Annotated in this window: 17 protein-coding genes and 2 tRNA genes; 9 read left to right on the top strand and 10 right to left on the bottom strand. The window is 33.1% G+C overall.

Features of this window, described 5'->3' with window-relative positions:
* The first annotated feature begins 32 nt into the window (after window positions 1-32).
* On the top strand, window positions 33-917 hold the full coding sequence (locus tag AC2DGP_RS09105; protein WP_484489749.1) for a PorP/SprF family type IX secretion system membrane protein: 885 nt from the start codon (window positions 33-35) through the stop codon (window positions 915-917).
* Between the two features lie 64 nt (window positions 918-981).
* Here the strand turns inward: AC2DGP_RS09105 and AC2DGP_RS09110 are convergent, their stop codons facing one another.
* On the bottom strand, window positions 982-3,585 hold the full coding sequence (locus AC2DGP_RS09110; RefSeq protein WP_484489750.1) for a DUF6923 family protein: 2,604 nt from the start codon (window positions 3,583-3,585) through the stop codon (window positions 982-984).
* A gap of 166 nt (window positions 3,586-3,751) precedes the next feature.
* Here AC2DGP_RS09110 and AC2DGP_RS09115 point away from each other — a divergent pair, with 166 nt between their 5' ends.
* The 3 genes from AC2DGP_RS09115 to AC2DGP_RS09125 are packed head-to-tail and all read left to right on the top strand — an operon-like array spanning window position 3,752 to window position 7,075.
* Window positions 3,752-5,869, top strand: coding sequence for a thioredoxin domain-containing protein (locus AC2DGP_RS09115; protein ID WP_484489751.1), 2,118 nt, complete (start codon window positions 3,752-3,754; stop codon window positions 5,867-5,869).
* Complete coding sequence (locus AC2DGP_RS09120) at window positions 5,869-6,228, top strand: DUF1304 domain-containing protein (RefSeq protein ID WP_484489752.1); 360 nt, start codon at window positions 5,869-5,871, stop codon at window positions 6,226-6,228. Before AC2DGP_RS09115 ends, AC2DGP_RS09120 begins: the two co-directional genes overlap by 1 nt.
* 10 nt (window positions 6,229-6,238) lie before the next feature.
* Window positions 6,239-7,075: a mechanosensitive ion channel family protein gene (locus AC2DGP_RS09125; protein ID WP_484489753.1), complete on the top strand. Its 837-nt coding sequence runs from the start codon at window positions 6,239-6,241 to the stop codon at window positions 7,073-7,075.
* Between the two features lie 47 nt (window positions 7,076-7,122).
* Here AC2DGP_RS09125 and der read toward each other — a convergent pair whose 3' ends face one another.
* Window positions 7,123-8,439 (bottom strand): ribosome biogenesis GTPase Der, encoded by a 1,317-nt coding sequence (gene der / locus AC2DGP_RS09130; RefSeq protein ID WP_484489754.1) that lies wholly within the window; start codon window positions 8,437-8,439, stop codon window positions 7,123-7,125.
* Between the two features lie 184 nt (window positions 8,440-8,623).
* Window positions 8,624-10,183, bottom strand: coding sequence for a choice-of-anchor I family protein (locus tag AC2DGP_RS09135; RefSeq protein WP_484489755.1), 1,560 nt, complete (start codon window positions 10,181-10,183; stop codon window positions 8,624-8,626).
* Between the two features lie 187 nt (window positions 10,184-10,370).
* Here AC2DGP_RS09135 and AC2DGP_RS09140 point away from each other — a divergent pair, with 187 nt between their 5' ends.
* On the top strand, window positions 10,371-10,874 hold the full coding sequence (locus AC2DGP_RS09140) for a GTP-binding protein (RefSeq protein WP_484489756.1): 504 nt from the start codon (window positions 10,371-10,373) through the stop codon (window positions 10,872-10,874).
* A gap of 5 nt (window positions 10,875-10,879) precedes the next feature.
* Here AC2DGP_RS09140 and era read toward each other — a convergent pair whose 3' ends face one another.
* Window positions 10,880-11,761: a GTPase Era gene (gene era / locus AC2DGP_RS09145; protein WP_484489757.1), complete on the bottom strand. Its 882-nt coding sequence runs from the start codon at window positions 11,759-11,761 to the stop codon at window positions 10,880-10,882.
* A gap of 184 nt (window positions 11,762-11,945) precedes the next feature.
* Between era and AC2DGP_RS09150 the strand changes: the two genes are divergently transcribed.
* Together AC2DGP_RS09150 and AC2DGP_RS09155 are read left to right on the top strand one after the other, a co-directional pair.
* Window positions 11,946-12,018 (top strand) — tRNA-Met (locus tag AC2DGP_RS09150).
* A 123-nt stretch (window positions 12,019-12,141) separates the two neighbouring features.
* Window positions 12,142-12,789, top strand: a complete 648-nt coding sequence (locus AC2DGP_RS09155) for an SOS response-associated peptidase (protein ID WP_484489758.1) — start codon at window positions 12,142-12,144, stop codon at window positions 12,787-12,789.
* Here the strand turns inward: AC2DGP_RS09155 and AC2DGP_RS09160 are convergent.
* On the bottom strand, window positions 12,786-13,868 hold the full coding sequence (locus tag AC2DGP_RS09160; protein ID WP_484489759.1) for an SGNH/GDSL hydrolase family protein: 1,083 nt from the start codon (window positions 13,866-13,868) through the stop codon (window positions 12,786-12,788). The genes AC2DGP_RS09155 and AC2DGP_RS09160 overlap by 4 nt on opposite strands.
* A 50-nt stretch (window positions 13,869-13,918) precedes the next feature.
* Complete coding sequence (locus AC2DGP_RS09165) at window positions 13,919-14,293, bottom strand: VOC family protein (protein WP_484492493.1); 375 nt, start codon at window positions 14,291-14,293, stop codon at window positions 13,919-13,921.
* A 157-nt stretch (window positions 14,294-14,450) separates the two neighbouring features.
* Between AC2DGP_RS09165 and AC2DGP_RS09170 the strand changes: the two genes are divergently transcribed.
* A complete protein-coding gene (locus AC2DGP_RS09170) occupies window positions 14,451-15,599 on the top strand; it encodes a hypothetical protein (RefSeq protein WP_484489760.1) in 1,149 nt (382 codons plus the stop codon).
* A 3-nt stretch (window positions 15,600-15,602) separates the two neighbouring features.
* Here AC2DGP_RS09170 and AC2DGP_RS09175 read toward each other — a convergent pair whose 3' ends face one another.
* Entirely contained in the window at window positions 15,603-15,833 is a 231-nt protein-coding gene (locus AC2DGP_RS09175; RefSeq protein ID WP_484489761.1) for a DUF1059 domain-containing protein, read from the bottom strand.
* Window positions 15,834-16,245: 412 nt separating this feature from the next.
* On the opposite strand from AC2DGP_RS09175, the gene AC2DGP_RS09180 reads away from it, so the two are divergent.
* Window positions 16,246-17,145 (top strand): SEL1-like repeat protein, encoded by a 900-nt coding sequence (locus AC2DGP_RS09180; RefSeq protein ID WP_484489762.1) that lies wholly within the window; start codon window positions 16,246-16,248, stop codon window positions 17,143-17,145.
* A 245-nt stretch (window positions 17,146-17,390) separates the two neighbouring features.
* On the opposite strand, the gene AC2DGP_RS09185 is transcribed toward AC2DGP_RS09180, so the two are convergent.
* From AC2DGP_RS09185 to AC2DGP_RS09195, 3 genes are all read right to left on the bottom strand, one after another.
* A complete protein-coding gene (locus tag AC2DGP_RS09185) occupies window positions 17,391-17,561 on the bottom strand; it encodes a terminase gpP N-terminus-related DNA-binding protein (protein WP_484489763.1) in 171 nt (56 codons plus the stop codon).
* A 62-nt stretch (window positions 17,562-17,623) separates the two neighbouring features.
* Window positions 17,624-18,280 (bottom strand): hypothetical protein, encoded by a 657-nt coding sequence (locus AC2DGP_RS09190; RefSeq protein WP_484489764.1) that lies wholly within the window; start codon window positions 18,278-18,280, stop codon window positions 17,624-17,626.
* Window positions 18,281-18,439: 159 nt separating this feature from the next.
* Window positions 18,440-18,510: transfer RNA gene (locus AC2DGP_RS09195), tRNA-Gln, on the bottom strand.
* Window positions 18,511-18,673: the final 163 nt, after the last annotated feature.

Consider the following 18,673-nt stretch of genomic DNA (forward strand, 5'->3'; position numbering starts at 1 on the left):
TATCATTCCAATAAAAATAAAAAATAAAAAAAATGAAATATTTTAAAATTTTAAGTCTGATATTCACTGTTTTATACCTCTCAAAAACAGAAGCTCAACAAGACCCAAACTTTACCTTGTATAATTTTAATATGAATATTATAAACCCTGCTTACGCAGGATCCGAAGAATTCACTGAAATTAGTTTAGCTTACAGAAGTCAATGGATAGGAGTTGCAAATGCTCCCGAAACTCAAACATTAACCTACTCTCAACCCCTTAAAAATAATATGGGAATTGGAGTATCAATAATTAACGATAAAGTTTTTGTTTTAGCTGAAACAGATGTAGCGATAGATTTTTCTTACAAAGTTCAATTGACAAAGAATGAGTCTTTGACCTTTGGTATTAAAGCAGGTGGAGCTTTCACGAATATAGACTTGACCAATACTGGTGCTCCTGAATTAGACCCTTTATTTGGCTCTAACGAAAGTGCGTTTAATCCGCAGATAGGAGCCGGTTTACATTTAAAAAGTCAAAACTATTATATCACCATATCTACTCCTAATTTCCTGAACGGGAAACGATATGAAAAAGACGGGAATGTACCCATTGCTGCATTAAATGCCTTCCACGCTTACCTTGGTGGAGGATATATATTTACCTTGAACAAATCAACAACCTTAACTCCCGGTATTATGGCTAGAGTAGTCGAAGGGGCTCCTACTTCTTATGATATATTCTCAACATTTGATTTTCATGATAAGGCTACGGCAGGAGTTAACTACAGAGTTGATGAATCTGTTTCATTATACGCTTTAATGAGTACTAAAAACAACTTTAGATTTGGACTAGGCTATGATATCAGTACATCAAAACTATATGATACGAACAACGCATCATCCGTAGAATTAATTCTAAAGTACAAATGGAATTAAAATAGTTCAACACAAAAAAGCTCGTAAACTAAAGTTTACGAGCTTTTTCATTTGAATTAGTTTGTTAGTTGATTATCAATTGTACTGCATCAAAGTTTTTCGTATCCGTAGATACTTTTAAATAATAAATACCTGAGCTTAGACCTTCTTTAGATATATTTAATTGATTGTAACCTAAAGAAGTTTGAGGTTCTAATGCTTTCACTAATGAACCTGTTAGGTTAAATATCTCAATTTTACATTCTGATAAACTTTCAGTATAAAAACTAACTTGTGCATCTGTTACTATCGGATTTGGAAAAACAACTGCTTTATCCTTGGTAAAAGAGTAATCCTCCACGTCTTTAGTTTCAAAAGAAATATTTTTCATGTTTATTTCTTTTTCTACTTCAGTTACACCATCAGAAGCCATTGTTATCACGATTGACACTGCATCATCGATCATCAAACCTTTCGATGCTTTAGATCTAAAATATGACAAAGGCAATTGGTAATGCTTAAATGTACCGTCCAATGGTATTGTTGTTCTATATTGATCTGCCCAATCCTCAATACTTTCTTTTACGATCGTAATTTCAATTTCACCAGTTCCGCTAGCATCAAACTCCAACACATTATAATCGGAAAGATTAACAGATTTAAAACGAGGTGTAAACGCTCTGTAAGCAGAAACATAAGAAGTAATATTTGCTTTAAAACTTAAATCTCTTTCAATTCGTAACCCACTACCCTCATAATTCGTTTCATTTTCCGTAATCTCAAAGGAACCAACTTCTGTACCTTCTTGAGAACTATCTAATCCCCATGGACCATCTGACATAAATAAATCATCAGAAGTTTCCCCTGTATCATTCTGAATTCTGAAACCTATATCAAATAACGCTCCTGTATTTAAAGTCATGTGTGTTAAATATCCCTCTTGCAAGTTTATTTCTTCACTAATATTTTCGGTTTCACTAGTTTCTGTTCTTTTAAAACCAGCATCAAACTGAATCTTTTTACTAGAATTCGTATTAACCAATTCTAATTCAATCATTCCATTCACATATTTTCCTTTTTTAACAAATACAGGTGGTGGTGCTGAATTATCATATAAACTAATTGGCTTTTGCGCTTCGAATAAATTTAACACTTCCTCTCCTAACAACACCAAATCATCAATTTTATTGGTCCATATTTGGAAATTATAATATTTAGCATCGGCTGTATATTTATCAATATTCCAATGACTATCAATCTCAAAACCAGATTCATCGTCATTTAACTTACCTGAAAAACTCAAAACAAATTCAATAGACCCATCTACATTCTTTATAATTGATTTGATAAATGTTACCTCATTTAGTTCGATGGTTGAAACAGAAAGCAATTCACTTCCTAGCAATCGATCGCATATATATTTGGTATGCTCGTAAACTCCATTCTCTGTAACACTAGCTAAAACTACAGCGACAGTTTCGTTATTCTTCACATAATCAACAGAAAATAATTCACTAGCATTAGTCATTTGAATTAAATCACTTGGAGAAGATTCAATTGCTGTTGTTTCCGGCAAAATTTCTAATGGAATTAAATCAATCAACCCAAAATTATCGGCTGATTTTGCCATTTTATAACCATTCCCTTTTGTTACTTTTTTCGCAGATTTTTTAGAAAACCGGTAACTATTCTTACTTCTCATATAGTTTCTTTGATTGATTTGTTGAGAAAGCCTATCGTTACTTTCTAAACCTCCATCATTACCACTAGAAACTACAGGAACTAAAACTGGACAACTAGAAACACCCGAACAAGATGGATCATCACAATCCACTAAACCATCTCCATCATCATCAATTCCATTGATACAATCTTCTTGTGGTACTGGCGCAGTTGGACATCTAGCCCCATCATTACTTGCACTAGAAGGACCATAAGCGAAAAGATTGGAATTCATCGCACCTCCTGCTTCTATGTCCTGGACATCATAAATAATGTAAATAGTACCTGTCTGATTTGCTGAAACATAAAAACGTCCAGACGCATCAAAATAAACTGCTCCGTATGTATAATTCAATCCTGCCAAAATTGGAATTTCACCTAAATCCTCCACATTCCCTGTATCTCCATTTATTCGATACAAATGGTTGGTATTCTTTTCAACGGTATATAACATTCCATCCACAGCATTAAACGCCCAATCATGAATGCTAATATTTGCAGATAAGGTATTTGTGCTTTCGTATTTTATATAATTTTCTGATTCAGGATCAAGATTTACTTTGTAGTAAGTAGTACCACCTCCTTTGAAATGATAAATTCCAGAAGCACTTACATCTCCTACGTATCTTCCTCCCGTTGGTAATTCCGGTATCTCAAAAATTGAGACATTAAAATTTTTACCGATCCTAACTATTGAACTAGCAGGTTCAGACACATACCCCCATATGTACCCATCAGCAGGATTATAACCAGCAGCATTAATTTTTCCTGGTGTGATGTCCGTAGCAACTTCATAAGCACTTCCTGAAGCTAAATCTATTGCATATACATCATTATACTGAAAAAGATAAGCATTGTAGTCGCAATTAAAAGGCTCTTCCTGAGCGTTAAGCGTAAAAGTTAAACAAATACAAAAAATAATACTTATTTTCCAACGCATTTGATTGATTAGTAATTGTGTTTTCATCTCGATAGATTTTAAATTCAAGTAAAAATAGTTTCAAAATATCCCAAAAATTAGGTTTTTAGCTTAAGCAACGATTAACTTCGACGAACACGGTCTTTAGATCGATAAACGTTTTTAAAAAAATAGAACTACCTTTTATTATATTTGTTAAAACCAAAAAAATTAAATGTATAGAGTCTTTAATTTACTAATCGTCATAGCAATTTTTATTAGTTGTAATCAAAAACATAAAAAAGATACGAAAAATTATAAACATACCAATGCACTTATTAAGGAAACTAGCCCTTATTTACTGCAACACGCCCACAACCCAGTAAACTGGCATGCTTGGAATGAAGAAACTTTAGAATTGGCTAAAAAAGAAAACAAACTAATTTTAATTTCAGTTGGATATGCAGCTTGCCATTGGTGCCATGTTATGGAGCATGAAAGTTTTGAGAATGATTCTGTCGCAAAAATCATGAATGAAAACTTTATCAATATAAAAATTGACAGAGAAGAAAGACCTGATATCGATCAGATATATATGACCGCTGTTCAGTTATTAACACAAAGTGGAGGTTGGCCATTAAACTGCGTGGCGCTTCCCGATGGGAGACCTTTTTGGGGCGGCACCTATTTCCCTAGAGATGAATGGATCAGTAACTTAACACAAATAGCAGCCTTCTACAAAAAAGACCCTGAAAAAATTATTGAGTATGCAGACAACCTTACCAAGGGGATCCAAGACACTGAAACAATTTCTTTAAACACTGCAAAACCAACTTATCTAAAAGACACACTTCAGTTGGCAGTAGAAAAATGGTCACAACAGTTTGATCAAAACTTGGGAGGCATAAATAGAGCTCCAAAATTCCCGATGCCAAACAACTATCATTTTCTATTAAGGTTCGCTACTCAAACTAAAAATAACGCCCTTTTAAAATACACTTACACAACTTTAGATAAAATGGCTCTTGGTGGAATTTTTGACCAAGTAGGCGGTGGATTTGCGAGATATTCTACAGATAAAAATTGGCATATACCCCACTTTGAAAAAATGTTATATGACAATGCACAACTTGTAAGTCTGTATGCGGATGCCTATTTGAATTCAAAAAATAAAATTTACAAAGAAACAGTTTACAGAACTTTGGACTTTGTAGAGAGAGAACTTACTAACAACGAAGGAGCTTTCTACTCTTCTTTAGATGCTGACAGTAAAAATGAGAACGCTGAATTGGAAGAGGGAGCATTTTATGTATGGACTAAAAAAGAATTACAACATATCATTGGAAAGGAATTCTCATTATTCGCTGACTATTACAACATCAACGATTATGGCTTGTGGGAAAACCATAAGTACAATTTAATTAGAACCTCAACAGATTCTGAATTTTGCGCCAAACATAAAATCGGAATTAATGATTTAGAGCAACAAGTTGCTAAATGGCAACAAAAACTGCTAAAAGAAAGAAATAAAAGAGAAAAACCCAGACTAGATGACAAGTCACTTACGTCATGGAATGGGCTAATGTTAAAAGGATATGTAGATGCTTATCGCGTATTTAATGAACCTAAATTTTTAAAAACAGCATTGAAAAATGCTCATTTTATTAAAACCAAACAACTCAGAAAAGACGGAGGTTTAAATCACAACTACAAAAACGGGATAAGTAATATCAATGGGTATTTAGAAGATTATGCCACAGTAATTGAAGCCTATATGTCTTTATATGAAGTAACCTTAGACGAAGAATGGTTACATATATCTAAAAACTTAACCGATTACTGTTTCAAACATTTCTATAACCCAAAGACAAAAATGTTTTATTTTACCTCTGATGAAGATAAAAACCTGATCACTAGAAAAATGGAGCTTACTGATAATGTAATACCAGCTTCAAATTCTATTCTTGCCAATTCACTCTACAAATTGGGACTTTATTTTGAAAGCAATGAGTTCAAAAATGTTAGCAAACAAATGCTTCATAATGTAGTCAATGATATGACGGCATACCCTTCTGGATATTCCAATTGGATGGAACTCTACAGCAACTTGTCCACCGATTTTTATGAAATTGCGGTGGTTGGAAAAGATGCCCATAACAAAATAAAAGAGCTCAATCAGATCTATATTCCAAATAAAATTATTGCAGGAAGTCTTGTTGATAGTCAAGCCCCCCTATTAAAAAATAGATTTTCTGAAACAGAAACATTACTTTATATTTGTGTTGAAGGGACCTGTAAACTTCCGGTTTCTTCAGTAAAAAAAGCTAGTAATCAAATAAATATTACTTATTAATGGAAATATTGGCCACAACCTTCACGCTTTTAGTATCCTTAATTCATTTCTACTTTTTATATCTAGAGATGGTTTTATGGACAAAACCGAAAGGAATGAAAACTTTTAATCTTGAAAAAGACTTTGCCGAAAAGACGAAAGTTCTTGCTGCGAATCAAGGTCTTTATAATGGTTTTCTAGCCTCAGGAATTCTTTGGTCGTGGATTGTTGGAAATAATTCTGCTGTTTTATTCTTTCTAGTTTGTGTTGTAATTGCGGGAATCTATGGGAGTTACAGTCTAAATAAAAGAGCAATTTTTTACATCCAATCCACTCCAGCAATTTTAGCAATTATATTTATTTCACTCAATACACTTTAGATCAAAAAAAATGGACGAATTAGAAGATTTCTCAGAAGACATCAGTCAGATTGACTATGCAAAATACACAGAATTAGCTATTGAATTTGGCGTAAGACTAGCCATTGGTTTATTAATTTTAGTAGTGGGACTTTGGATTATCAAAAAACTGGTAAAAATAAGTGACACTTTAATGGAGAAAGCCGAATTAGAAACCAGTCTTTTACGTTTTTTGTCTCATCTAATTACCTGGACACTTAAGATATTATTATTCATAAGTGTTTTGAATCAAATTGGAGTAGCCACCACTTCGTTTATGGCAATGCTAGGAGCAGCTGGTCTTGCTATCGGTTTAGCACTCCAAGGTTCTTTTAGTAACTTTGCCGGTGGTATACTTATACTTTTATTCAAACCTTTTAAAGTAGGAGATTTTATCGAAGCTCAGGGAGAAAAAGGAGACGTAAAAGAAATTCAAATTTTTGTAACGAAAATAATAACTCCAAAAAATAGAGTTGCCATCATTCCAAATGGAATTTTATCAAACGGAACGATTAAAAATTATACCGACGAAGGGAAGTTAAGAGTTGACATCGCTATTGGTATTAGTTATGATTCTAACATTAAAGAAGCAAGAGGTATTCTTATGGATGTATTAGAAAAACATCCTTTGACTTTGAAAGATCCTGCACCCTCTATCTCTGTAACTGATTTAGGAGACAGCTCTGTAAACCTTGGAGTTAGACCATGGGCCAAACCAGAGGATTATTGGACCGTTTACTTTGAATGTATAGAACAATGTAAGGAAGCATTAGACGAAGCAAATATCAGCATCCCTTTCCCTCAAAGAGATGTTCATATGATATCTTAACAAATAGAATTATTAACAAAAAAACCGCTTATAACAAGCGGTTTTTTTTATTTCTGTCTAAAATATATTGTAATAGGCACTCCTTTGAAATCATATATTTCACGTAGCTTATTCTCTAAATATCGTCTGTAAGGCTCCCTCACATACTGTGGTAAATTTGCAAAAAAGGCAAATTGTGGTGTGTGCGTTGGAAGTTGCATACAGTATTTAATTTTCACGAATTTCCCCTTCACTGCAGGTGGTGTATACTGTGCAATAATTTCCAACATAGTTTCATTTAACTTACTCGTTGGAATTCTTCGTTTTTTATTTTCAAAAACTTCAACAGCCGTTTCAATAGCTTTTAACAAACGTTGTTTTGTAACCGTAGAAGTAAAAATGATAGGAACATCTGTAAAGGGAGCTATTTCTCTTCTTACATAAGCTTCAAATTCTTTCATGGTATTGGTTTCTTTATCCACCAAATCCCATTTATTGACAAGAATTACAATCCCTTTTCTATTTTTTTCAGCCAACCAAAATATATTTTGATCTTGGGCTTCAAATCCACGAGTGGCATCAATCATTAACACGGCTACATCACAATGTTCAATTGCTCTAACTGCACGCATTACTGAATAAAACTCAAGATCCTCAGACACTTTAGATTTTTTTCTAATTCCTGCGGTATCAACTAAATTAAACTTAAATCCGAATCTTGTATACTCTGTATCGATGGCATCACGAGTAGTTCCTGCAACATTGGTAACAATATTTCTATCTTTCCCAATAAGAGCATTGATAAAAGAAGATTTACCAGCATTCGGTCTACCAACTACAGCAAAACGAGGTAATTCTTCCTTTTCTTCATCTTCTACAAATTCTTCTGGCTCTGGCATATCTTTAACCAAAGCATCCAATAAATCTCCAGTTCCCGATCCATTAATTGCAGAAAACGTATACAAATCTCCTAATCCCAGGTTATAGAATTCAAAAGCGTCGTTTTCACGCATTGAATTATCCACTTTATTTACCGCTAAAAAAACTGGTTTTTTAGATTTACGTAACAATTTGGCTACCGCTTCATCAGAAGGTGTAATTCCTTCCGTTACATCAACAACGAAAATTGTAATATCACATTCTTCTAATGCTAATTGTACTTGCTTACGAATTTCCCCTTCAAACACATCATCAGAACCTACTATATAACCTCCTGTATCAATTAAAGAAAACTCTTTCCCATTCCAATCGCTTTTACCGTAATGTCTATCACGAGTAACCCCGCTCACAGAATCAACAATCGCTTCTCTACGTTGTACAAGTCTATTAAATAATGTCGATTTCCCTACATTAGGTCTACCAACGATGGCTACAATAGTATTCATGTGTGTTTTTAATTTTTTGCAAAATTACGCTTTTTATTTTGGAATCCACAGTAATTCTCTTCTACTATACCCAGAAGATAACATGTTAGTAATATTCTCATTTTATTCAAGTTACAAAAAAGCAAAAGGGTCTGAAAGGCAAATTGCCAATCAGACCCTAATTATTTGTATTGAATATTTTAGCTTACTTGTTTTCGTAGATACTCACAGTACCACTCACTTCGTTAGAAACCACTAATAAATCTTTTCCTGAAGGACTATCGAGTGCAGGAATTACAAGTAATCCTTCTGGACCAACATCTCCCTCATGAGAAAGAATATCTAAAAATCCAGGGGCAATTGGATTTGAAATATCATACATCATAACTTGATTATTTCTTTCCAAACCAACAAACAATATATGACGATTCCCTAAACTTAAGGTAGTCACACTTTCTGGCTCAGCTCCTTTATCATCACTTCTTTTATCTCCACCGTTAAACACAGCAGGTGTTTCAATCAAAGTTTCTTTTGCAATATCATTTCCACTATCATATACCAAAGATCCATTAGCAGACCAAATTGAAAATGAACGCGCACCATAAGAATAAATTTGCTCCACCTTGTTATCATTATTAGCATCTCCTAAAGTTGTAGTCGTTTTCAATCTACCTAGGTTGATTTCATTTAAATAATCTCCTGCCAAAGGATAAACTGATTCATCTAACTGCAAATCATCCAATCTTACTTCTTCGCTATACCCATCATAATCTCTAGCATCCCCTTCGTTTGCAGAAATCACATATTCCGTTCCTCCGATATTAATTGCTGTAATAGCATCTGGCTGATAGATTCCTTTTACATTCCAGTTTTTCAATTGCTTTATGCCATCCTTATCACTTGCATCAATAGAATTACCTGTCAGGTTATAATCTTTAAATCCTAATGGATAAATTGCCTCAATAGACTTAGATTCAATATTAACTTTCGCAATTCCGTTGTTCTCTTGCAGTGAAACCCATGCCGTTTTAGAATCCTCAGAAACCGCAATATACTCTGGCTCTACATCTTTGGCTAAATCAGCATTTGGACCAAATACTCTAAACCCTTCAGCTTCTAAAGCTGCTTCAGATGTGTTGAAAGCCGTAAAATCCAATGTTGTCACTACATCTGAGTCTACCTCAATAATACTTATTGTTCCTTGTGGATCATTATCATAAGCATCATTAGGCTCTCCTTCATTTGCTGATAATATATATTTACCATCCTTAGTATAGGTTACCATATCTGGTAAAGCACCTACCGTATACTCCTTTTCTTTTGTTTCTGTAACAGCATCAAAAACAACAATTTTACCATTGTTTTGTTTTACATCCGACTCTAATGCAATGGCAACCTTACCTCCATAAACAGCAACACTGTTAGGTGCTCCCATACCATTTAAATCTATTGCTCCTGACTTTACTGGCTGACTTGGATTGCTAAGGTCTACTACCGAAATTTCATTCACCTCAACATTTACTACAAATAACTTTTTTGACACAGGTTCAAATGCTGCTATTTCAGAAGCTCCTTCAGAATCATCTTCACCCTCTGGACCATTTCTAAGTGTAATGGTACTTTTATAAGCAAAGTCTACAGTTGTATCTACAATCTCTTCTTCTACTTCTTTAATAACCTCTGTTAGGTTTTCTTTTACATCATCGTTACACGAGAACAAGGCAACAGAAAATGCAGCCAAAAATAATTTACTTGTAATTTTCATAATTCATATTGTTAAATTCCCTGCAATATTAGTCTTGAAGCATAAACAAATGTTTACCCACAAAAAAAACAAACGTTATGAATTTAGCTCTCCAAGTAAAAAAACAGTAAGGTTTATGTTAGGAATGTAAAGTTGAAGTAAATAATAATTCTAAAAATGAGTATCTTTCTACTCTAAGCACCTCACTATGAAAGAAGAAAAAAATAGTCCGGTATTTTTACGACCAAGATTTAGAATTGAGCTTCAAAAAAGTAAAACACAACTATTAAATCGTTTTAAAGAAGAGTTTACTAAGGAACATTGTACTCTTAAAGGAAAAATAGTTGATGCACATATAGTAATTGATGTAGCCGATACAGAAAATCATTTTTGGTCGCCGCAGTTGCATTTAGAAATTGAAGCAACGGATCCGAATAACTCTATTGCAAAAGGATTGTTTGGACCAAAACCACAAGTATGGACCTTATTTATTTTTTTACACTCTACTGTTGCGTTTACTTTTATTAGCGTTCTAATCTACGCATACACCAAATGGACTTTAAAAGAAGATATTACTATAAGTGTTTGGATCCTTATTTTGTTACCTATTTTTTGGTTTGTGATGTACTTTTTAGGACAACTAGGAAAAAAAACAGGTCACTCTCAAATGGAGGACCTGCATGATTTTATGATAAAAATTTTAGAAGAATAGCGTTCCTATTCCTTATATCCAAAACGTTTTAATTGACGAGAATCATTTCTCCAATTCTTGTTCACTTTAACATATAAATCTAAAAATATTTTTTTATCGAAAAACTTTTCTAAATCCTTTCTTGCCTCAGATCCAACTCTTTTTAAAGCCGCTCCTTTATGTCCAATAATTATACCTTTTTGGGTTTCACGCTCCACCATTATGATTGCGCGAATTTTAATTATTTTTTCATCCTCAATAAACTCCTCTGTCTCAATTTCTACAGCATAAGGAATTTCTTTTTTGTAATGCATTAATATTTTTTCTCGAATACATTCATTTACAAAAAATCTTTCTGGCTTATCTGTCAACTGATCTTTTGGATAAAACGCAGGTGATTCCGGAAGAATCTCTACAATTTTATTTAAAACACCTTCAATTCCAAAATTCTCCAACGCAGAAATTAAATACACATTAGCGTTCGGTACTTTCTCTTGCCAGTATGCTAACTTAGCTTCAACTTCTGCTTGATCTGATTTATCGATTTTATTAATCAGTAGCATCACAGGGATTTTAGCATTTTTAATTTTACTAAAAAACACTTCATCTTTCAACTCTAACTCTCCTACTTCAACCATATAGATTAAAATATCAGCATCTTCAAAAGCCGACTTTACAAAATCCATCATTGAAGACTGTAAATCATAGGCAGGTTTGATGATTCCTGGTGTATCAGAAAATAATATTTGAAAATCATCACCATTTACGATTCCCAAAATTCTATGACGAGTTGTTTGTGCCTTAGAAGTAATAATAGACAAACGCTCTCCTACCAAGGCATTCATTAAGGTAGATTTTCCTACATTAGGATTCCCTATAATATTTACAAAACCTGCTTTGTGCTTCATGTTATTTATTTAGAGTGCAAAGATACTCTCTTTTCGTTTAGTTAAAAATATAAATCCTCTAAGATTTTAATTAACGAAACAACTACAAATCAAAGCTTTAAAAATCATTTTTAAAATACTTTAAAAAAAGTCCGTTTTTATTTGGAAAAAACATTTTAAATGATGTATCTTTGCCGAACGAAATCGCGGGATAGAGCAGTAGGTAGCTCGTCGGGCTCATAACCCGAAGGTCACTGGTTCGAGTCCAGTTCCCGCTACAAAGAAAGCTTCAGTTTTTACTGAAGCTTTTTCTTTTTACAAAAGTTTTTTCGCTCAAAAAAAAGAAACATACCTGTCCTATAAAATTATTTGTATTTTTAATACAAATAGTTTTCTAAGTTATGTGCTACCAAACTCGAATAGCGAAAAAGAAAAACGAAATTAAAACTCATTTCAAATTAAATATTTCTGAACTTGAACTTTTCCAAAGTGCAGAAACAATAAAAGCTTTTGATTTCCCTAAAACACCAATCATCACCAATACAAACCCTGACAAAGCCGTGCTTTACAACTGGGGATTGATTCCATCATGGACTGAAGATACATCCATTAGAAATTATACATTAAACGCTAGGATAGAAACCCTTCACGAAAAAAAATCATTTAAACACAACTTAGAAAACCGTTGTCTTGTTATTGCTGATGGATTTTATGAATGGAAATGGCTTAATAAAACGGGCAACATCAAAGAAAAACACCTGATTACACTCCCAAATAATGAATTATTTGTCTTTGCAGGAATTTACGACTCTTGGCAAAGCACCCAAGGTGAAATCATCAAAAGTTACAGCATCATTACAACTGAAGCGAACGCACTAATGAGCACGATTCACAACACAAAAAAAAGAATGCCTGTGATCTTAAAACCTGAAGACGAGTCAAACTGGTTGCAAGGAAAAGACCCTAATTATTTTAAGACTCCATACAACAGAGATCTTATCGCAGTGAATTTAGACCGAAACCAAAATCAAATGACCTTTTTTGACTAGTGCGTTTTTATAAAAGTAGTCAACCTATCTGCTATAATAGCCTGTTCTTTTACACTAGGATGCCCTTTGGTTTCTTTATAAGGGACAAAAAGTTTAAAAATTTTACGATCTTTCATTTTTGAAACCGCCTCCCATACATAACCCGGCCACTGTGATCCTTTTTCTGTAACGTTCATATTCCCAAGAACACAAATTATTTTTGCATCTTTATATTCTTTTCTAATTGATTTTAAAAAGGACACATAGCTTTCAATAATAAAATCATGATCTGGTGCCTTTTGGCCAAATCTCCTTACAAACTCTGGATGCTCTTTTCTTTTTACCAACCAAGAATCATTTTGAAACAAATTCACCACCACTAGATTGGGTTGCTTTTTTGAAGTAAAGTCCCATTTACTCGTTTCATCAAAAGGATTCCATCGATCATATTCTTCAGGCATGATCAAATTATGCCAACTTACCATAATTCCAATACCACTATGCGCTATACAAGAATATTCAGCATTTAAGTTACGCGCTGTTATAGCCCCATAAGCTAAATAATTATTTGTTACATCACCTGTAGATCTATCCTGTCCAGTTGTATCCTCATTTCCATACCCCACTGTAACAGAGTCACCATAAAACTCAATAAACATTTTTTTAGCATCTATTTCCAATGTTTTTTTTCCTAAAACTTTATAGGAATAAAATAAGGTTTTCCCGAACCCCCAATCATTTCTTTTATGAATCTCAACTTGATGCACCCCGAAAGGTAAATTGTTGGCTAATAAATATTCATTTTTACCTTTTTTCAAGTCCAAAACCTTCGTTTGCTTGCCATCTACGACTACCGTAAAAAAGTTCTCACCTTTTTCATCGTCTAAAACTGCAGAAATAGAAGTCCCTTCAAATTTCAACGACACTGAAGTTCCCGGCCAATACAATTCGGTTGCACCAAGATTACTGTTCTGCTGAACTCTACCTTCATAATACACATCTTTTGCATCAAAATCAACAGCAATCGAGGTAACCTCATCTGTAGCAACACTACCACAACAGATTAAAAAAAGGAATAAAGGAGTAAATAAATATTTCATAATGTCTTTTTCTTTATTTTAATTTTAATATCAACAACCTCAAGATACTTTTATATATGTTGATCTATTAATATTGGATTCCCATCAGGGTCAATAATAATTACATTAGCAGGTCCTTCTTTATTCTCTTCTGAAATTTTATTTTCAATATGGATTCCCGACTCCAATAATTTACTCTGAATTTCTCTTACATCATCAAATTCTTCTAAAATTTTAGCATCACTATCCCAACCCGGATTGAATGTCAAAATATTATGTTCAAACATCCCCTGAAATAAACCAATCAATGTTTCCTCATTTTTCATGATCAGATAATTACTCTCGATATCTCCACCAAAAACAGAAAATCCCAATTTCTCATAAAACTTTTTTGAAACCATCAAATCACTCACATTCAAACTAACCGAAAACGCTCCTAACTTCATTCTTTTTATTTTAAAATACGGAACTAAACTACTAAAAATCCACAAGACTAAAATCTTCATGCAAGGATAATTTCAGATAACTAAATAAATTTTTCATCATTAAGTTCTCTTATTATTGTATTTTGCATTCATTGTAACAACTCAGTTTTATTTCGCTATGAAAAAAATATTTACTGTATTCATTTGCACGATAATTTACTCTTCTTTCTCCTACGCACAGCATCATGATAGAAGAATTATTGATAGTCTCTCAACAAATGCCTTAAAAGCAAAATACTACAAACAATTCAAATCAACTGATACGGTTAGAAAACCTACTTTCAACACTTATCCTTTTATCTCATATACACCAGAAACAGATGTAACTTTTGGAGCTGGTGGAATTCTAATTTATTACACTGGAAAAGAAAAAGAACTCAACCCATCTAAACTTGGTTTCGGTGGTTTCTATTCGCTAAATAATCAATACAGAGTGAGTATGGACAACGATTTATACTTGTTTAAAAACAGACTAAACATCAAATTACCCATGAATTATGGGTTTTATGTAAATAAATTTTGGGGAATTGGCGATGATGCTCCAGATTATGGGAACGCAGCCTACACAGCCACAACCTTTGCCACCACTCTAACAGTACAAATTCCTACAACATGGTTTTCTGCTGATAGAGCAGGAATGATCTTTGACTATAACCATACTGACATTGAAGACAAAAAAGGCAATGAATTGATCGACGATCCTTTGGTAATAGGTTCAAACGGTGGACAAATGATAGGTTTTGGAGGAGATTTAGTTTGGGATAGCAGAGAGCATTTATTCACTCCAAAATCGGGAAGTTTTCAATATTTCAAAGCAGTAATCTACCCAAGCTTGAGTGATTTTAATTTTGCTTTTTTTGAATTCGATGTTCGAAACTTTGTTTCTTTTAAAAACGGAGGTGTTTTTGCGAGTAATATTTTTATTCAATCTGCCACGGGCGACACACCATTCTACAAACTACCAGCACTTGGAGGAAAACAAATGAGAGGATACTTTTTTGGTAGATATCGAGACAACTTTTATGCAATGGGACAATTAGAATACAGAAAAAGCTTCTCAAAAAGATGGGGATATGTACTTTTTGGAACCGTCGGTAACGTATCTGAAAATATTATTGAATACAATTTTAAATCTATGAAGTACAGTTTTGGCTCTGGATTGCGCTACATGTTCAATAAAAAAGAACGTGTAAACCTAAGGGCTGATATTGGTATAGGAGCTGACGGGAATAGTGGTGTCTATTTCGGAATCGAAGAAGCCTTTTAACAACTAAGAAAGATTTTCAAATTCCTTTCTTTTTTCCTGCATCCAATCTTGCAAAGCTTCAGGACTTCCCATAAGCGCTTGCATTTTTTCCATAGCCTGCAAATGAGCAATATCTTTTTTCTGAAACATCTCCATTCCATGTTGCTTACTTAAAGCAGCAATTTCTTCAAAGGTAGCAGCGGTAAATTTTTCATCACAAGCTCCCCCTAATTGAGCACAAGTCATCGTTTTCATAATACTAAATTTAGAGTTACCCTTAAAGATACAATTAAAAGTTATTTTTTTCTTTAGATCAGCTCGTAAAAGAATACTTCTTTCAGAAAAAAATCATTTTAATAAACTCAAAAAAATAAAAGAATCAATAGGATTTAATATTCAAAAACAGAATATTAGAGTTACAAGGTTAGATATTATATCACAAATCAAACCTTTAATTATAGATACAATCCGTTACCCTATTTCTTCTAACCCCCCCCAATTAACCTATTAACATTGGTTAGTACTACAAACTTAAAAACGAAACACAAAACAACTTCAACACCCTGTAGAGGCATTTCACAGTCCTCAACAACCACTCAAGAGAGAAATAAATTTCTCATTCATTAAAAACTAATAATTTTATGGGAGCTAATAAAAAACAACAAACATGAAAAATATTTTTATAACCACAATTCTCTTGTTTACTCAAATGTTTTTTGGACAAAACTTCGAGGACAACAAAAAAAATGCTGAACTAGGAGAACCAGAAGCACAATACATCTTAGCCATAATGTACAAAGACGGCTACGAAACCACAAAAGATGAGGCAAAAGCATTTTATTGGCTCACTAAATCTGCCGAGAAAGGACACCTTAATGCTCAAAGCACCTTAGCATTTATGTATCTTAATGGTAAAGGAACAATAAAAGATATAAAAAAAGCTTTCTATTGGTTCACTAAATCTGCTGAACAAGGAGAATTGACCTCACAACTCTACCTAGCTATTTCGTATAATACCGGTACTGAAATAAAAAAGGATCTAAACAAAGCTTTCTACTGGTTCACTAAATCCGCAGAACAAGGAGACGCGAGAGCTCAATACTTCTTAGCCATAATGTATAGTAATGGTAATGGCACGAAACAGAATGAAAACAAAGCATTCTATTGGTTTAACAAATCTGCTGAGCAAGGATACGCCGATGCTCAAAGATCCTTGTCTGACATGCATAGAGATGGCAAGGGGACTTTAAAAGACCTAAAGAAAGCTTTTTATTGGATTAACAAATCTGCTGAACAAGGGGATTCACTCGCACAACTTAGTCTGGGGATAATGTATTATGATGGCAACGGGACTTTAAAAGACAAGAAGAAAGCTTTCTATTGGATTAACAAATCTGTTGAAGAAGGACTTTCAATCGGACAACTACTCTTAGCTAATATGCATTATTACGGAGAAGGGACTTTAAAAGATTTTAAAAAATCAGCATACTGGACAAGATTATCTTATGAAAACGGCACAGAAGGTGCTAAAGAATTCTGGGAGAAACACGAGCTTTGGAAATACTAAGAATGAATTTTAACACAATAAAAACAGAAGTACAACAATTAAGTCATACCCCTTTACAAAAGGGGTATCTATAAATACATTATCCTATTTTACGTTAATAAATGTTTTTTAGATTCTATCTTTTTCTTACTACAAAAAAAAAGAACACATTAGATAAATTGGACGCCATAAAAAAGATAACTAACTAATAATCTAACCAATACGAATAGAATTCACGAAAACCACAAAGTAAAACACTCAAATTTTCACCTCAAATACTCATATATTCTGCTAGAACTTAATCCTAATTTTTCAGCAATCTCTTTGACCGAATAACCTTGACTTTTCATTTTTTTAGACTGCTCTGCATTCGATATTATGTTCTGTCCCACCACATCAGAGTATTCTCCAGTTTTTGAATTCCAATTTTTCCCCATAATTACAATGTTTTATGATTACATCACTAATAACGTATTTCAAAAAATAATATTACAACCACCTAAGAATTTATCATTATTACAACAAGGATAATAACAATAAGGATTATTAAAAAGATTTGAAATTTAGACTTCTTGGGCTCTACAAAGACATCTACATTAGCATCATCTAACTCAATCAAATCACCTTTAGAGTCACGTTTTGCTCGAAGAACACTACTCCACATAGGGCTAAACCCCTCTTTAAGACATTTTGAGGTATCAACAACAGAATTTGTTTGTGCATAATCATAGTCGAATTCCATTTTACTTACAGAATCACAGTAATCACAACAATCCTTATTTGGCAAAACAACCAATTGCATAACAAATGAATTAACAAGATTCTCATGACTTTTAACGTCATAGTCCAAGTTCAATTGATGAAGTCTTTTGTCTACAATTTTTTCATACTTCCATCTAAACTTATACATAACACCATAAACCTGCGAAAACCTCCTGTTAATCCTGTATAGATTTTCTTTTTTAGAAGGCAAAAGAGTTAATACATAATTGAAGTACGCCCATAACACGTCTTTTTCCAAAGCGTTAGGATGATTTTCTATAAACTTCTTATGAAAATCAATTAAAATTTTATCATCAAGTTCAGCATATTTATTTATTCCTAAATTATAATAAGGGTGCAATAGCCATTCTATACCAGTTTTTTTCTTTTTCATTGAACAACATTAAAAATGAAACACTAAGGTAGTTAAATAACGATGTAAACAGAACTAATTCAAGACTACGTTTTACAGAACAATTGTACAATAGTTGTACATTTCAAACACAAAAAAAACGTAACCCCTTACCTATAAAGTGATTACGTTTTACAATTGTTGACCCACAAGGACTCGAACCTTGACTGACGATACCAAAAACCGGAGTGCTACCATTACACCATGGGTCAATTGCTTATTGCGGGTGCAAATTTAAAGTAAACTTTCAATTCTACAAACAAAATCTAAACTTTTTTTAATATTTTTTTTCGACCAAAATTCAACTCTCAAATAATCAGTGAATTGTTAAAAAAATTAGAAAAATTAAATTCAAAACAGGATGCACCAAGCTTT

It is taken from the genome of Flavicella sp. IMCC45537, assembly GCF_057197705.1.

Bases quoted from the DNA above. Each gene is read 5' to 3' on its own strand.
- AC2DGP_RS09105 (WP_484489749.1), top strand. From the start codon at position 33: ATGAAATATTTTAAAATTTTAAGTCTGATATTCACTGTTTTATACCTC.
- AC2DGP_RS09110 (WP_484489750.1), bottom strand. From the start codon at position 3,585: ATGAAAACACAATTACTAATCAATCAAATGCGTTGGAAAATAAGTATT.
- AC2DGP_RS09115 (WP_484489751.1), top strand. From the start codon at position 3,752: ATGTATAGAGTCTTTAATTTACTAATCGTCATAGCAATTTTTATTAGT.
- AC2DGP_RS09120 (WP_484489752.1), top strand. From the start codon at position 5,869: ATGGAAATATTGGCCACAACCTTCACGCTTTTAGTATCCTTAATTCAT.
- AC2DGP_RS09125 (WP_484489753.1), top strand. From the start codon at position 6,239: ATGGACGAATTAGAAGATTTCTCAGAAGACATCAGTCAGATTGACTAT.
- der (WP_484489754.1), bottom strand. From the start codon at position 8,439: ATGAATACTATTGTAGCCATCGTTGGTAGACCTAATGTAGGGAAATCG.
- AC2DGP_RS09135 (WP_484489755.1), bottom strand. From the start codon at position 10,183: ATGAAAATTACAAGTAAATTATTTTTGGCTGCATTTTCTGTTGCCTTG.
- AC2DGP_RS09140 (WP_484489756.1), top strand. From the start codon at position 10,371: ATGAAAGAAGAAAAAAATAGTCCGGTATTTTTACGACCAAGATTTAGA.
- era (WP_484489757.1), bottom strand. From the start codon at position 11,761: ATGAAGCACAAAGCAGGTTTTGTAAATATTATAGGGAATCCTAATGTA.
- AC2DGP_RS09155 (WP_484489758.1), top strand. From the start codon at position 12,142: ATGTGCTACCAAACTCGAATAGCGAAAAAGAAAAACGAAATTAAAACT.
- AC2DGP_RS09160 (WP_484489759.1), bottom strand. From the start codon at position 13,868: ATGAAATATTTATTTACTCCTTTATTCCTTTTTTTAATCTGTTGTGGT.
- AC2DGP_RS09165 (WP_484492493.1), bottom strand. From the start codon at position 14,293: ATGAAGTTAGGAGCGTTTTCGGTTAGTTTGAATGTGAGTGATTTGATG.
- AC2DGP_RS09170 (WP_484489760.1), top strand. From the start codon at position 14,451: ATGAAAAAAATATTTACTGTATTCATTTGCACGATAATTTACTCTTCT.
- AC2DGP_RS09175 (WP_484489761.1), bottom strand. From the start codon at position 15,833: ATGAAAACGATGACTTGTGCTCAATTAGGGGGAGCTTGTGATGAAAAA.
- AC2DGP_RS09180 (WP_484489762.1), top strand. From the start codon at position 16,246: ATGAAAAATATTTTTATAACCACAATTCTCTTGTTTACTCAAATGTTT.
- AC2DGP_RS09185 (WP_484489763.1), bottom strand. From the start codon at position 17,561: ATGGGGAAAAATTGGAATTCAAAAACTGGAGAATACTCTGATGTGGTG.
- AC2DGP_RS09190 (WP_484489764.1), bottom strand. From the start codon at position 18,280: ATGAAAAAGAAAAAAACTGGTATAGAATGGCTATTGCACCCTTATTAT.